Annotated in this window: 11 protein-coding genes; 9 read left to right on the plus strand and 2 right to left on the minus strand. The window is 58.8% G+C overall.

The genetic code is table 11. From position 1 onward, the window contains the following. Nucleotides 1-131 precede the first annotated feature (131 nt). Entirely contained in the window at nt 132-1,043 is a 912-nt protein-coding gene (gene folD / locus MON38_RS09525; protein WP_241935922.1) for a bifunctional methylenetetrahydrofolate dehydrogenase/methenyltetrahydrofolate cyclohydrolase FolD, read from the minus strand. Between the two features lie 129 nt (nt 1,044-1,172). After that, on the minus strand, nt 1,173-2,960 hold the full coding sequence (gene lepA / locus MON38_RS09530; RefSeq protein ID WP_241935923.1) for a translation elongation factor 4: 1,788 nt from the start codon (nt 2,958-2,960) through the stop codon (nt 1,173-1,175). A 151-nt stretch (nt 2,961-3,111) separates the two neighbouring features. On the opposite strand from lepA, the gene MON38_RS09535 reads away from it, so the two are divergent. From MON38_RS09535 to MON38_RS09575, 9 genes are all read left to right on the plus strand, one after another. Continuing rightward, entirely contained in the window at nt 3,112-3,966 is an 855-nt protein-coding gene (locus MON38_RS09535; RefSeq protein ID WP_241935924.1) for a hypothetical protein, read from the plus strand. Between the two features lie 223 nt (nt 3,967-4,189). Next, entirely contained in the window at nt 4,190-4,597 is a 408-nt protein-coding gene (locus tag MON38_RS09540) for a GlcG/HbpS family heme-binding protein (protein WP_241935925.1), read from the plus strand. A 52-nt stretch (nt 4,598-4,649) separates the two neighbouring features. After that, complete coding sequence (gene fdhA / locus MON38_RS09545; RefSeq protein ID WP_241935926.1) at nt 4,650-5,882, plus strand: formaldehyde dehydrogenase, glutathione-independent; 1,233 nt, start codon at nt 4,650-4,652, stop codon at nt 5,880-5,882. A gap of 179 nt (nt 5,883-6,061) precedes the next feature. Further along, a complete protein-coding gene (locus tag MON38_RS09550) occupies nt 6,062-9,481 on the plus strand; it encodes a methylmalonyl-CoA mutase family protein (RefSeq protein ID WP_241935927.1) in 3,420 nt (1,139 codons plus the stop codon). 9 nt (nt 9,482-9,490) lie between these two features. Then, on the plus strand, nt 9,491-10,387 hold the full coding sequence (locus MON38_RS09555) for a hypothetical protein (protein ID WP_241935928.1): 897 nt from the start codon (nt 9,491-9,493) through the stop codon (nt 10,385-10,387). Nucleotides 10,388-10,707: 320 nt separating this feature from the next. Further along, nucleotides 10,708-11,748 (plus strand): Fic family protein, encoded by a 1,041-nt coding sequence (locus MON38_RS09560; protein WP_241935929.1) that lies wholly within the window; start codon nt 10,708-10,710, stop codon nt 11,746-11,748. Between the two features lie 217 nt (nt 11,749-11,965). After that, a complete protein-coding gene (locus MON38_RS09565) occupies nt 11,966-13,129 on the plus strand; it encodes a hypothetical protein (RefSeq protein ID WP_241935930.1) in 1,164 nt (387 codons plus the stop codon). A 164-nt stretch (nt 13,130-13,293) separates the two neighbouring features. Continuing rightward, nucleotides 13,294-13,707, plus strand: coding sequence for a nuclear transport factor 2 family protein (locus MON38_RS09570; protein WP_241935931.1), 414 nt, complete (start codon nt 13,294-13,296; stop codon nt 13,705-13,707). A 38-nt stretch (nt 13,708-13,745) separates the two neighbouring features. After that, complete coding sequence (locus MON38_RS09575; protein WP_241935932.1) at nt 13,746-14,483, plus strand: phosphodiester glycosidase family protein; 738 nt, start codon at nt 13,746-13,748, stop codon at nt 14,481-14,483. Nucleotides 14,484-14,503 lie beyond the last annotated feature (20 nt).

Below are 14,503 nucleotides of genomic sequence, written 5' to 3' on the forward strand. Positions count from 1 at the left end.
ACGTCACAGGTATTTATAAAAAAAGGCGTCAGGAAGCGAAGCATCCATAACGCCGGCAACAGGGCAAGCTGTTCCCAGTGCCGGACTTAAAAGTACAGCACTGGGACAGTCTAACCAAATATTCCAAAAAATCAGTTCACCGCCCGGGGATAGATTTTGCCCGTAGCCGCGCGCAGCGTATTGAGCAGAAGCATGGCAATGGTCATCGGCCCCACGCCGCCGGGCACCGGCGTAATGGCGGAAGCCAGCGGCGCTACTTCGGCAAAATTCACATCTCCCTTCAGCGTGTAGCCGCTCTTCTTCGAGGCATCGGGCACGCGGGTCGTGCCCACATCAATTACCACCGCACCGGGCCGCACCATATCGGCCGTCACGAATTCGGGGCGGCCAATGGCGGCCACTACGATATCGGCCGTGCGGCATATTTCGGCCAGGTTTTCGGTGCGCGAATGGCATAAAGTAACCGTGCAGTTGGCCGTATCCAGGTTCTTGGCCAGCAAGATGCTAACTGGCGTGCCTACAATGTTGGAACGACCAATTACCACTGCGTGCTTACCGCTGGTTTTGATGCCCTGGCGGCTCAGCAATTCCACAATACCCGAGGGCGTAGCAGGGAGCAAAGCGGGCAAGCCGGCTACCATGCGTCCAATGTTCATGGGGTGGAAGCCGTCGACATCTTTCTCGGGTCGGATGGCCTCGATGACCTTTTCAGGGTCGATGTGCTTGGGCAAGGGCAGCTGCACAATAAAGCCGTCGATTTCCGGGTCGTGGTTCAGGTCGTCGACCTGGGCCAGCAGCTCAGCTTCGGTGATGGTGTCCTCGAACCGCAGCAGTGTTGAGCCAAAGCCGACCCGCTCACAGGCCAGCACTTTGTTGCGCACGTAGGTTTCGGAGCCACCGTCGTGGCCGACGAGGATGGCCGCCAAGTGGGGCACTTTCTGGCCAGCGGCTTTCAGACTGGCCACTTCAGCGGCAATTTCGACTTTGATGTCTTCGGCCGTTTGCTTGCCGTCGATGAGGTTGGAGGTGGTGGTTGGGTTCATAGGGGCGGTTAGGTGTCGTTCCGAACGCAGTGAGGAATCTGACCAGTCAATCCCGAATGAAGAACTCAGATTCCTCACTGCGTTCGGAATGACAATAAAAAAGGCGGCCCGAAAGCCGCCTTTTTCAAACTAGTCAATTTTAAGCACCGCCAGAAATGCCTCTTGGGGAATTTCGACGGAGCCCACGGAGCGCATCCGTTTCTTACCTTCTTTCTGCTTTTCGAGCAGCTTGCGCTTCCGGCTGATGTCGCCGCCGTAGCACTTGGCAATTACGTTTTTGCGCAGGGCCTTCACGGTTTCGCGGGCGATGATTTTCTGGCCGATGGAGGCCTGGATGGCGATGTCGAACATCTGGCGGGGCAGCAGCTCGCGCAGCTTCTCGCAGAGGCGCTTGCCCCACTCGTAGCTCTTGGAGCGGTGCACGATGGCCGAGAGGGCGTCGACTTTCTCACCGTTCAGCATTACATCCAGCTTCACCATATCGGACTCGCGGAAACCAATCAGCTCGTAATCAAGCGAGGCGTAGCCACGGCTGATGGACTTGAGCTTGTCGAAGAAGTCGAATACGATTTCGGACAGCGGCAACTCGAAGCTCATTTCTACCCGCTCCGAGGTCAGGTAGGACTGGCCTTTGATGATGCCGCGCTTGTCCATGCACAGCGTGATGATGGCGCCCACGTACTCCGAAGCCGTAATAATCTGGGCTTTGATGTAGGGCTCCTCGATGTATTTAATCAGGTTCGGCTCGGGCATTTCGCTCGGCGCGTTGATAGTCAGGAGCTGGTCTTTGGTGCCAGTGGCGTGGAACTGCACGCTTGGCACGGTGGTGATGACCGTCATGTTGAACTCGCGCTCCAGACGCTCCTGCACAATTTCCATGTGCAGCATGCCCAAAAAGCCGCAACGGAAGCCGAAGCCCAGGGCCACCGATGTTTCGGGCTCCCACACCAGCGAGGCGTCGTTGAGTTGCAGCTTCTCCATGCTGGAGCGCAACTCTTCGTATTCGGTAGTATCAACCGGGTAAATGCCGGCGAATACCATTGGCTTCACGTCGGCGAAGCCCTGGATGGCTTCCGGCGTGGGGCGGTTGACGTGCGTGATGGTGTCGCCTACTTTCACTTCGCGGGCTTCCTTGATGCCTGAGATGAGGTAGCCTACGTTGCCGGCTTCCATAATCTGACGCGGCTCCTGGTTCAGGCCCAGGATGCCGATTTCGTCGGCGCCGTATTCCTTGCCGGTGGCCATGAAGCGGAGCTTGTCGCCCTTCTTCATCACCCCGTTCTTGATGCGGAACAGGACTTCGATGCCGCGGTAGGAATTGAATACGGAGTCGAAAATCAGAGCCTGCAAGGGCGCTTCGGGGTCGCCAGAGGGCGCGGGCACCCGCTCGCAGATGGCGTTCAGGATGGCTTCGATGCCGATGCCGGCCTTGCCCGAGGCGTGGATGATGTCTTCTGGTTTACAGCCAATAAGGTCCACGATTTCGTCGGTCACTTCCTCCGGCATGGCGTGCGGGAGGTCGATTTTGTTGAGCACGGGGATGATTTCCAAGTCGGCCCCGATGGCGAGGTAGAGGTTGGAAATCGTCTGGGCTTCGATGCCCTGCGAGGCGTCCACAATCAGGAGGGCGCCTTCGCAGGCGGCGATGCTGCGGCTTACCTCATAGCTGAAGTCGACGTGGCCGGGCGTGTCAATCAGGTTCAGCGTGTAGATTTCCCCTTTGTAGGGGTACTGCATCTGAATGGCGTGGCTCTTGATGGTGATGCCGCGCTCACGCTCCAGGTCCATGTTGTCGAGCAGCTGGGCCTGCATGTCGCGCTTGGCCACGGTGCTGGTAAACTCCAACAGGCGGTCGGCCAGGGTGCTTTTGCCGTGGTCGATGTGGGCAATGATGCAAAAGTTGCGGATATTCTTCACAGAGGGCGGTTTTTCAGAGGGCGAAGGTACGAACCAAGGGCCGCAAAAGCCAGCCCGGGGGCGGCCACCGGCTGCAACCGCACCGGTTGGCATCTGCGCACAAGTGCTTAGTTTTGCCAATTAGCCTTTACTTGCTCCCTAAGCTGCGCCTATGCAACCGGAAACTTCTACGTTATCAGCCCGGACGACCGACGCCGAAAAAAATAAGTTCATCATCTCGGCCGTCAACGGCACGGGGCTTTACGTGCTGGCCTACTACCTCGTGTGGGGGGTATACAATGCGGTGAAAGTGCAGGCTTCGCACTTTTTTCATTTGCGCGGCCTCTGGACGCCCAGCCGGGTGGTGTACACGCTGGGCGACAACGAATGGTGGCGCACCGCCGTGGTGACGGTGTACAGCATGGGGCCGCTGGTGTGCCTGCTGGTGGGGCTCATTGCATTTCGCTGGTACTGGCGCAGCGAACGGGCCCGGCGGGGGCAACGCAAGCTGTTGCTGCTATGGGTAGCGTTTCAGGCGTGCAATGCCGTGTTTGGCGCGCTGCTGGCCGACACATTCACGCAATCGGGCTCGTGGTACGTATTCGACTGGCTGTTTCGCCTCGGCAACGTGGTGAACGTGGTGCTGGCCCTGCTGGCCGGGCTGGTCCAGTTGGGGCTGGGCTACTTTGGGGCCATTGCCTTTCTGCAGGCGCACGACTCCAGAACGGTGATGCGCTACACCAACCGCCAGAAAATGGTGGTAAGCACCCTGGTGGTGCCGTGGGTGGTGGGCAGCCTGTTTATTATGCTGCTGAAACAGCCCTACCTGACGATTCAGGAAATCCTGCACCTGGCCATGATGGGGCTACTGATTACCCCCATGGCACTCGGCTGCCTGAACGAAGTTTTTTCCGATACCGTGAAGCGGCCGCAGGCAACGCGCATCGCCTGGGGGCTGCTGGCCCTGGCCGTAGCGATTGCCGTGGCCTGGCGGCTGGCACTGAGTCCGCCCGTGGTATTCGGCTAGGCCGTGATTACTAAAAAAAAGCCCCGGCCAGCCGGGGCTTTTTTGTGACTAACCGCACGCCGGATGCGCCAAAAACTCTTGCTAAGATTGGAAATAACGGCGTTAGCTACACTTGCTACGGCATCACTGCGGGACCGGGGCCAACTCTAGGCAGTGAAAGATAGTAAGGTATACGAGAGGCTTGTCCTCAAATAATCTTTCACCTCACATCCACCACCGTTTTATGGGAATTACCCTGCAACAGGCCCAGGCCGCCATTCAGGCCGCTCACCAGAAAGCCCTTGAAATGGGCGTTAAGATGAATATTGCCGTGGTCGACGCCGGGGCCAACCTCACGGCTTTCGTTCGCATGGACGGCGCCTGGCTGGGCTCGCTCGACATCTCGATTAAAAAGGCGAAAACGGCCCGTTTCTTCGATATGCCCACCGGCGACCTTGGCAAAGCCTCGCAACCCGGCGGCTCGCTCTATAACATCGAGCACTCCAATGGCGGCCTCATCACCTTCCCCGGCGGCCTGCCCATTAAAGATGCCGACGGCCACGTTATTGGCGCCATCGGCGTATCGGGCAGCACCGTGGAAGATGACCACGCCGTGGCTGAGGCCGGGATGAAGGCGATTGAGAACCAGTAAGCAGTTGTCGTTCAGCGCGTCACGTCATTTTCATCCTTAATCCCCGAATTCTATGGCCAGCAACAGAGGCGTAGTGTATCTGGGTCCCGGCAAAGTCGAGGTCCAAAGCATTGATTTTCCTGAGCTAAAAAACCCCAAGGGCAAGAAAATTACTCACGGGGTGATTCTGAAAGTAGTTTCGACCAACATCTGCGGCTCAGACCAGCACATGGTGCGCGGCCGGACCACGGCCCCTGCTGGCTTGGTGCTGGGCCACGAAATCACGGGCGAGGTGATTGAAGCCGGGACCGACGTGGAATTCCTGAAAAAGGGCGACCTCGTTTCGGTGCCATTCAACGTGGCCTGCGGCCGCTGCCGCACCTGCAAGGAAATGAAAACCGGCATCTGCCTGACCGTGAATGAGGGCCGCGCAGGCGGGGCTTACGGCTACGTGGACATGGGCGGCTGGGTCGGCGGCCAGGCCGAATATGTGATGGTGCCGTATGCCGATTTCAACCTGTTGAAATTTCCGAACAAGGACCAGGCGATGGAGAAAATCCGGGACCTGACCATGCTGAGCGACATTTTCCCGACCGGCTTCCACGGGGCAGTGAAGGCCGGTGTGGGGCCGGGCACCACGGTGTATGTGGCCGGCGCGGGCCCGGTGGGTTTGGCAGCAGCGGCTTCGGCGCACCTGCTGGGCGCGGCCGTGGTGATAGTGGGCGACATGAACAAGGCGCGCCTGGCGCACGCCCGCTCCTTCGGCTGCGAAACGGTGGACTTGAACGAGGACGCCAACCTGGCCGACCAGATTGCCAACATCCTGGGCGTGCCCGAGATTGATTGCGCCATCGACTGCGTGGGCTTTGAGGCCAGCGGCCACGGCGCCCAGGCCAAAACCGAAGTGCCCGCCGCGGTGCTCAACTCGTTGATGGAAATCACCCGGGCGGGCGGCTCCATCGGCATTCCCGGCCTGTACGTCACCGACGACCCCGGCGCAAAAGAAGCGGCCGCCAAAACTGGCAATCTGTCCATCCGCTTTGGGCTGGGTTGGGCCAAGAGCCATTCCTTCCACACCGGCCAAACGCCCGTGATGAGCTACAACCGCCAGCTCATGCAGGCCATTCTATACGACAAAGTACAGATTGCGAAAGCTGTGAATGTGGAAATCATCAGCTTGGACGACGCACCGAAAGGCTACGCCGAGTTTGATAAGGGCGTGGCCCGGAAATTCGTCATCAACCCGCACAACCTGATTCCGGACGTGAAGCCGAAAGCTAAAAAGAAGGCAAAGGCCGACGCTTGAGCATCGGGTGGAATCTGAAGCAACAGCCGGGCTGCCAGGGAGGCAGGCCGGCTGTTTGCGTTATTGAGCCATTACTCAAGTCTTCACACAACTGCCCTACCGGAGCGTTATCCGTACCTTCGCACACGTTTTCCACCCTTATGGTCGCGGCCTCCAAAGTCTGCGCTACTCCCTAAAATATGCACCCTGCTCCCACCGCGCCCTACAAACCGAAGAACCACGTTCGCATCGTTACCGCCGCCGCTTTGTTCGACGGGCACGACGCGGCCATCAACATCATGCGCCGCATCATTCAGAGCAGCGGCGCGGAGGTCATTCACCTCGGGCACAACCGCTCGGTGCAGGAAATCGTGGATTGCGCCATTCAGGAAGATGCCCAGGCCATTGCCATTACCAGCTACCAGGGCGGGCACAACGAGTACTTCAAGTACATGCACGACCTGCTGAAGGAACGCGGTGCGGGCCATATCAAAATCTTCGGTGGCGGCGGCGGCGTGATTCTGCCCACCGAAATTGCAGAGCTGATGGGCTATGGCATCACCCGCATCTACTCGCCGGATGATGGCCGCGCAATGGGCTTGCAGGGCATGATTAATGACTTGCTGGAGAGTGCGGACTTCCCGACGGGTGAGAACCTGAATGGCGAGGCCGGCCACGTCAAGGAGAAAGACGCCCGCAGCATCGGCCGCTTGATTTCGGCGGCGGAGAACTTCCCGGAGGAGTTTGAGCGGGTGAAAGGCCAGCTAGTTTCGGAGTTTCAACTCAGCGAGAACAGCCAGAACCAATCCCTGAAATCCGGCCACTCCGCTCCTATTCTCGGCATTACGGGCACGGGCGGCGCGGGCAAATCCAGCTTGGTGGATGAGCTGGTGCGGCGCTTCTTGATGGATTTCCCGGACAAGACCATTGCTATTATTTCCGTGGACCCCAGCAAGCGCAAAACGGGCGGGGCGCTGCTGGGCGACCGGATTCGGATGAATGCCATCAACTCGCCGCGGGTGTACATGCGCAGCCTGGCCACGCGCCAGAGCAACCTCGCGCTGAGCCGCTACGTGCAGGACGCCGTGGACGTGGTGCGCGCCGCCAACTACGACCTCATTATTCTGGAGACTTCGGGCATCGGGCAGTCCGACACCGAAATCATCGAGCACTCCGACGCCAGTCTCTACGTGATGACGCCGGAGTACGGCGCGGCCACGCAGTTGGAAAAAATCGACATGCTCGATTTTGCTGATGTGATTGCGCTAAACAAGTTCGACAAGCGCGGGGCACTGGATGCGCTGCGCGACGTACGCAAGCAGTACCAGCGCAACCACGGCCTCTGGGACACGCCCACGGACCAAATGCCGGTGTTCGGTACCATTGCCTCGCAATTCAACGACCCCGGCATGAACCGGCTGTACCGGGCGGTGCTGAAGATGCTGGAAACCAAAACCGGCGCCACCTTCGCCTCGCACCTGGAAACCAGCGCCGAGGATTCGGAGAAGATTTACATCATCCCGCCGCACCGCACCCGCTACCTCTCCGAGATTGCCGAAACCAACCGCGCCTACGACCAGCGCGTGCGCGAGCAGGCCAACATTGCGGAAGTAGCCGGCGCGTTCGCCAAACTGGAGCAGCACTACCGCGACGAGAAAAAGAGCAGCGAGAGCATGGTGGGCGAGTTCGAGAAGAACAAACAAACCCAGCTGCGCCGTCTCGATGCCGACAGCCAGGCCATTCTGGAAAACTGGGAAAACACGCTGCAGAACTACCGCAACCCGGAGTACGTGTACTCGGTGCGGGGCAAGGAAATCCGGGTGCAGACGCACACCAAGTCGCTTTCGGGCAATATGATTCCGAAGGTGTCGGTGCCGCGCTACACGGGCTGGGGCGACCGGCTGCGCTGGGCCATGCAGGAGAACTTCCCCGGCGAATTCCCTTACACGGCCGGTGTGTTCCCCTTCAAGCGCGAGGGTGAAGACCCAACCCGCATGTTTGCCGGCGAGGGCGGGCCGGAGCGCACCAACCGCCGCTTCCACTACGTGAGCATGGGCCTGCCCGCCAAGCGCCTGAGCACGGCCTTCGACTCGGTGACGCTGTATGGCGAGGACCCGGATTTGCGGCCCGACATCTACGGCAAAATCGGCAACGCGGGCGTGAGCATTGCCTGCCTGGATGATGCCAAGAAGCTGTATTCGGGGTTCAACCTGGCCAACCCCAGCACCTCGGTTTCGATGACCATCAACGGCCCGGCGGCCACGCTGGCGGCGTTTTTCATGAACGCGGCCATCGACCAGCAGTGCGAGCTCTACATTAAGGAGCACGAGCTGACGGCCGAAGTCGATGCCAAAATCGACGCGCTGTTTGCGGCCAAGGGCCAGCCTCGCCCCCGCTACCAGGGCGAGCTGCCGGCCGGCAACGACGGCCTGGGCCTGCTGCTGCTCGGCGTGACTGGCGAGGACGTGCTGCCCGCCGACGTGTACGCCGCCATCAAGGCCAAGACGCTGACGCAGGTGCGCGGCACCGTGCAGGCCGATATTCTGAAGGAAGACCAGGCTCAGAACACCTGCATTTTCAGCACCGAGTTTGCGCTGCGCCTGATGGGCGACGTGCAGGAGTATTTCATCACCGAGAAGGTGCGGAATTTCTACTCCGTGTCCATCTCCGGCTACCACATTGCCGAGGCCGGGGCCAACCCGATTACGCAGCTGGCCCTCACGCTGAGCAACGGCTTCACGTTCGTGGAATACTACGTGAGCCGGGGCATGAGCGTGAACGACTTCGCGCCCAACCTGAGCTTCTTCTTCTCCAACGGCATCGACCCGGAGTACGCCGTGATTGGGCGGGTGGCGCGCCGCATCTGGGCCAAGGCCATGAAGCTGAAGTACGGCGCCGACGCCCGCAGCCAGATGCTGAAGTACCACATCCAGACCTCGGGCCGCAGCCTGCACGCCCAGGAAATCGACTTCAATGACATCCGCACCACGCTGCAGGCCCTGTACGCCATCTACGACAACTGCAACTCGCTGCACACGAATGCCTACGACGAGGCCATCACCACGCCCACCGAGGAGTCGGTGCGCCGGGCCATGGCCATTCAGCTCATCATCAACCGGGAGCTGGGCCTGGCCAAAAACGAAAACCCGCTGCAAGGCTCTTTCATCATCGAGGAGCTGACCGACCTGGTGGAAGAGGCGGTGCTGCTCGAATTCGACCGCATCACGGAGCGCGGCGGCGTGCTCGGGGCCATGGAAACCATGTACCAGCGCGGCAAAATCCAGGAGGAAAGCATGCACTACGAGATGCTGAAGCACACGGGCGAGTACCCCATCATCGGGGTGAATACCTTCCTCTCGTCGAAGGGCTCGCCCACGGTGGTGCCGGCCGAAGTCATCCGGGCCACGGAGGAGGAAAAGCAATACCAAATCGACATGCTCCAGCTGCTGCACCAGCGCAACGCCGACCAGGCCCCGGCGCGCCTCAAGCAGCTTCAGCAAGTGGCCGTGGCCAACGGCAACCTCTTCGCCGAGCTGATGGAAACGGTGAAATACTGCTCGCTCGGCCAGATTACGAACGCGCTGTTTGAGGTCGGCGGCCAGTACCGGCGGAATATGTAGGGTCCAATTATGGGAACTACAATCAAACGAATCTATACCGGACTACCAGAGCACCTTGTAAAAGAGGTGCTCTGGGTAGAACGCAATTACAGGATTAACGAACTCTCACATCAGCCTGGTGGCTTTGACATTGTTATCGAATATAAATCAGGCAATGTTCTGGGTTACGACTGGATAAAAAGACCTAGTCATTATATCGAGAAAATATTGCAAACTGAATACATTCAGGAAGAAAAAGGGTTTCACCAATTAACAGATGATGAGCAGAATGCTCTTGCATTAAAATATATTCGTGCAGCTTATGCAAGGAATTATAAAGACAAGAAGAATTACGATTCAGCAGTATTCAAGCAAGTATGGAATTCATCAATGTCTTTCAACACAATTGTAAAAGCTTTATGCGCTTTTGAAGAAGACACAGTACCTTTTAAAAACCGTCTTACTGTCGCAGAAAAGTTTATGAAGCACAGCAAGATATCGAACATTAAGCAGTTAAATTATTTTTCACTCGAAACGGGTATAGTAAGTAAATCATTTACAAAACCATTTGAAGTCAGTGGAAGCCTTGAACTAGGCGAGATGTTTCATTGGGATATTTTTTCAGAGTTTCCAACTCAAATATTAGAAGAGTTATGGCTTAATAAGCAACCAGACATCAGGATATCAGACATGAGCACAACGCTTCAAGTTACTGCGGTGATAGAAGTATTTTATAACAAAGTTGTTTTACAGGTCAATAGCCCTAGCACCGGAATTCGCATGGTCAACGACATACCCACTATAATTAAACTATACCCTACGCCATTTACACTAATTGTTAATGACAATGGTATCCACCTTTTCAGCAAAGACAAATCTTGCATCACGATTGGAGGAAATCCCGATGAATGGGTCTTTTCAGATTAATTCCTGTTTATTAAAATCGACAGGGTGGCGTAAATAGGTGCCACTTAATTCGCAACCAGTCACAAACAACCTGCCTTCCCCACCTCGGGAGGGCAGGTTGTTGTGCGTAAAGGAGCGCAACTCTAAGACACATTAAGCTTCTTCAGCGGCATTGAGAGGCGCCAGGGGCACTGGGACGGGCGCAGGGGCCCGCCGGGCGCGGCACTGAGAAACGCCAAGCTTCGGCGGCGGCTGGGGGGCGCGTACACTTATCGTATCAGCATCGTCTCGAATCGTATCAAATCGTATCACGGGGTGGGCGGGGCGCTTATCTTCGCGGCATGATAGAGCGCGTGCATACGGTGGAAGTGACGCTGGATTGGGCCTTGCTGGCGGCGGTGAGCAAGCTCGACCGATTTGATGCCAGTTGGTCGGCCATTGAGCGTCGCGAGGGGCAGACGCTGAAGCAGCTGAAAGCCATTGCCACGGTGCGCAGCGTGGGCGCTTCGACCCGCATCGAGGGCTCGCGCATGAGCGACGCGGAGGTGGAGGTACTGCTGCGCAATACGGATATCACCAAGCTGGAAGACCGGGATTCGCAGGAGGTGGTGGGCTATTTTCAGGTGCTGGACTTGATTGCGGAGTCCTACGCCGACATTGACATTTCGGAGAACAGCATCAAGGGGCTGCACAACCAGCTGCTCCGTTTCAGCCGCAAGGACGAATGGCACCGGGGTAACTACAAGCAGCATAGCAACGCCGTGGAAGCCACGCTGCCGGATGGCACCAAGCAGCTAATATTTCAGACCACCGCGCCGGGCTTTGCCACCGAGGACGCCATGCGCGAACTGGTGGCCTGGTACCACGCCGATACGGCCACCCACCCGCTGGTGAAGTGCGCCCTGTTCTGCTACGATTTTGTGAGCATCCACCCGTTTCAGGATGGCAACGGGCGCCTGAGCCGCCTGCTGGCTACCCTGCTCCTGCTCCAGAACGGCTACGTCTGGATTCAGTACGTGAGCCTGGAACACGAAATTGAGAGTCGCAAAACAGAGTATTATCGCGAACTGCAGAAATGCCAGTCGCAGCGGCCGGGCGAAAACATTTCATCATGGCTGACTTTCTTTTTTGACGCGCTGCTGAAAGTGCAACAGCAGTTGCTGCAGAAACTGACGGTGCGCGAAACGGAAACGCAGTCGTCGCCGCGGGAGAAGGCGGTGCTGGCCTTTATTGGCAATTACCCCGGCTGCAAATCGGGCCAGATTGCCGAGAAGCTGGCCATTCCATCGCCCACGGTGAAACGAATTCTAGCCGATTTACTGGTGCAGCAGCGCATAACGAAGGAAGGCAAAGGGCCGGCTACCATATACTATGTGAGTTGAGTAGTTCGGCTGCTACGGATGCATTGGCAGTTCCACACGTACCGCTTCCCAGACACTCCCAGCTTCCTCAGCGGCTTGGAGAGGCGCCAAGGGCACTGGGGCGGGCGCTTGGAACATTCGGGCGCGGTTTTGAGAGGCACGTCAAGCTTGAGCCTGCTAGTCTGGGTTATGCGGCAGGGATAAGCGGGGCCTCGTACTTTCGCTTCCTTAGCATCCCATGACGACCTTGTTTTTCCCTGCGCTCGGGCTGTATTGGCTACTGGTGCTGCCTCACGCAGCGCCCCCAGGCCCGACGCCGGCCGACACGGTACTGCCTCCCAACCGGCTTGAACACTACCTCGACGCCCCTACCCGGCGCTGGCGGGGGCGCGTGGGCCAGCACCCCGTCACCGTCTTTCTTGATTCGTTGTGGCGGGGAGAATACCGGGGCAAGTACTACTACGACCGCCGGGGCCTGGACATTACCCTGAGCACGGAGCAGGCAAAAGCACCGCCTGGGCTGACGCTGGGCGAGCGGGATGCGGCATACCAGCGCAGCGCCAACTTCTTGCTGGGACCAACCATCAGTCCGGCGCTGGCGGGCACCTGGCGCAGTGCCGATGGCCGCCGCAACTTGCCCGTGCTGCTGCGCGAGAACTATGCCGATGGCGTCCGGTACCAAGCAGAGCACTGGAACCTGACGCGCTTCGTGGCACCCGATTCGGCGAACGGTGTGGCGGGTGATTCGGCCATGTTCCAAGGCAGTTATTTGCGCATCACCTTCCCGCAAAACCCGGCCGCCGCGCGCCGGATAGAACGGATGCTGGCCCCGCCGACTGCCCCGCCGCAGATGGCTTTCTACCTCGACACGCTGCTGCGAAACCGGCAACGCGAGCAGCCGGACTACAGCTTCATCGGGGATAAATACGTGGTGTATAACAGCAATTACCTGTTCTCGGTGGTGCAGTTTGAGCGCTTCGGCGTGGCGGACTACCACGAATGGGCGCAGAGCTACACCTTCGATATGCGGACCGGAAAGCGACTGGGCTTGGCTGACTTGCTGGTGGCCGGCTACCAAGCCAAGCTGCGCCAGCTCTTGCTGCAGCATTTGCGTCTGCTCTGGCAATCAAATCCTAATTATGGGGACGTTGGCAGCAGCGGTAAGCTCCCAACCGGCGGATTTGTGGTGACGGGCACCGGGCTGAATTTTTCCTACGATGACCGGGACGATGACAGCCTGGCCTACCCGGGCCCTTATCATGCGGACCGAACAATCGACATCGAGATTCCCTACGAAGCGCTGTTGCCAATAATTAACCTAACTGGACCGTTGGCTCCGGTGTTGAGGGAGAGAAGTCTATTGCCGCAAAAGAAGCAAGCGGTTTTGTCGTTTCACAAATAGCTTCTCCCGCCTCTTTTGCCAGTTCAAGAGGCAGCGGGGGCGCTTGGGATGGGGCGCGAAGGCGCGACGCGGCCCGCTTCGGCAGTGGCTTGGGGGGTGCTAGAGGCCCGTCAGCATTCCTACAGCGTGGCAATTAACTTAGCGGCTCACTCCTTTCTGAAACCATGAAACTGCTATTACTCGTCGCTACTACAACACTGCTGAGCCTGCTGGCGCGCCCTGCCCGGGCCCAGAACCCGACGCCCGAGCAGCTGGTGCAACAGCAGGTCGACGGTTGGAACGCGCACGATGCGGCTGCCTTTGCCGCGCCCTACGCCGACACCACGGCGCTGTACATCTATCCCAACCAGGTCCTGAAGCGCTTCAAAACCCACGACGACCTGCAGGCCTATTATGCGTCGTTGTTCAAAGCCAATCCCCGGCTGCATTGCGAGGTAGCAAATAAGATGGTGCTGAAAAACACCGTCATCCTCCACGAGAAAATAACCGGCCTGGCCAACCGGCCCGATTCGCAGTCGCTGGTCATCTACCGCGTTGAGCAAGGCAAGATTGTGAGCGTGCGCTTCGTGCTCGATTAATTCCGGCGAAACTGGTTCTTCCACCAACTTCCTGTCTGATGAAAGTCTGGCTAAATATGCGGCGAATTTCCCTCTTGGCATGGCTGCTGGCCGGCCTTTCGGCTTGTGCCGGCAACGCGCCGGAAGTACGGCTGGAAGGCAAAACCACGGCCAGTGGCCAGCAGTATTCAGTGTTTCATCCGCAGGGGCTGGCCATTCAGGTAACGACCAGCCGGCCCGACGTGGCCGACCGGCGCGTGCAGCTTAGTGTGGCCGGGGCTTACACCGATTTGGATACCGACCAGCCGCTGGACCTGCTGGTTGCCAACGGCCAGGTGCTGCAGCCGACGGCCAAAGTGGGGTTTCTGGATGGGGTACTGACGATTATCGGCGATTCGCTCACGATTAGCCAAATCCCCAAAGGCCAGTCGCCGCCCGGCGCGGAAGTGGCGCGGGTGCAGCGGCAGCGCGGCACGCTGCTGCTGCAGGAGCTGCTGGTGTATCGGGGCCGCAGCGTGCGGGGGCCGGGCGGCAGCTTTTTCCAGCGGCGGGCGCTGGTGGAACTGGCCGGCCACCAATGGGCGGTGGTAGAAAGCCAAGCGGACATCACCATGCAGCAGTTCGCGGCCGACCTAGTGGAGCTGGGCGCGCAGCAGGCCCTGAACCTGGACACGGGCGGCTGGGACGAAGGCTGGTACCGGGCGGGCGGCCAGGTGGTGAAACTGGGCAACCGCCGCACGGACACGGCCCGGCAGTCGAACTGGCTGGTATTTGCGCGGCGAGCCGGTAACGAGTAAGGCGGTAGCGCAGCGCGTTG

Origin of the sequence: Hymenobacter cyanobacteriorum, assembly GCF_022631375.1 — a bacterium.
GTDB classification, from domain to species: domain Bacteria; phylum Bacteroidota; class Bacteroidia; order Cytophagales; family Hymenobacteraceae; genus Hymenobacter; species Hymenobacter cyanobacteriorum.

Bases quoted from the DNA above. Each gene is read 5' to 3' on its own strand.
- fdhA (WP_241935926.1), top strand. From the start codon at position 4,650: ATGGCCAGCAACAGAGGCGTAGTGTATCTGGGTCCCGGCAAAGTCGAG.
- MON38_RS09550 (WP_241935927.1), top strand. From the start codon at position 6,062: ATGCACCCTGCTCCCACCGCGCCCTACAAACCGAAGAACCACGTTCGC.
- MON38_RS09560 (WP_241935929.1), top strand. From the start codon at position 10,708: ATGATAGAGCGCGTGCATACGGTGGAAGTGACGCTGGATTGGGCCTTG.
- MON38_RS09565 (WP_241935930.1), top strand. From the start codon at position 11,966: ATGACGACCTTGTTTTTCCCTGCGCTCGGGCTGTATTGGCTACTGGTG.
- MON38_RS09535 (WP_241935924.1), top strand. From the start codon at position 3,112: ATGCAACCGGAAACTTCTACGTTATCAGCCCGGACGACCGACGCCGAA.
- folD (WP_241935922.1), bottom strand. From the start codon at position 1,043: ATGAACCCAACCACCACCTCCAACCTCATCGACGGCAAGCAAACGGCC.
- MON38_RS09570 (WP_241935931.1), top strand. From the start codon at position 13,294: ATGAAACTGCTATTACTCGTCGCTACTACAACACTGCTGAGCCTGCTG.
- MON38_RS09575 (WP_241935932.1), top strand. From the start codon at position 13,746: ATGAAAGTCTGGCTAAATATGCGGCGAATTTCCCTCTTGGCATGGCTG.
- MON38_RS09555 (WP_241935928.1), top strand. From the start codon at position 9,491: ATGGGAACTACAATCAAACGAATCTATACCGGACTACCAGAGCACCTT.
- MON38_RS09540 (WP_241935925.1), top strand. From the start codon at position 4,190: ATGGGAATTACCCTGCAACAGGCCCAGGCCGCCATTCAGGCCGCTCAC.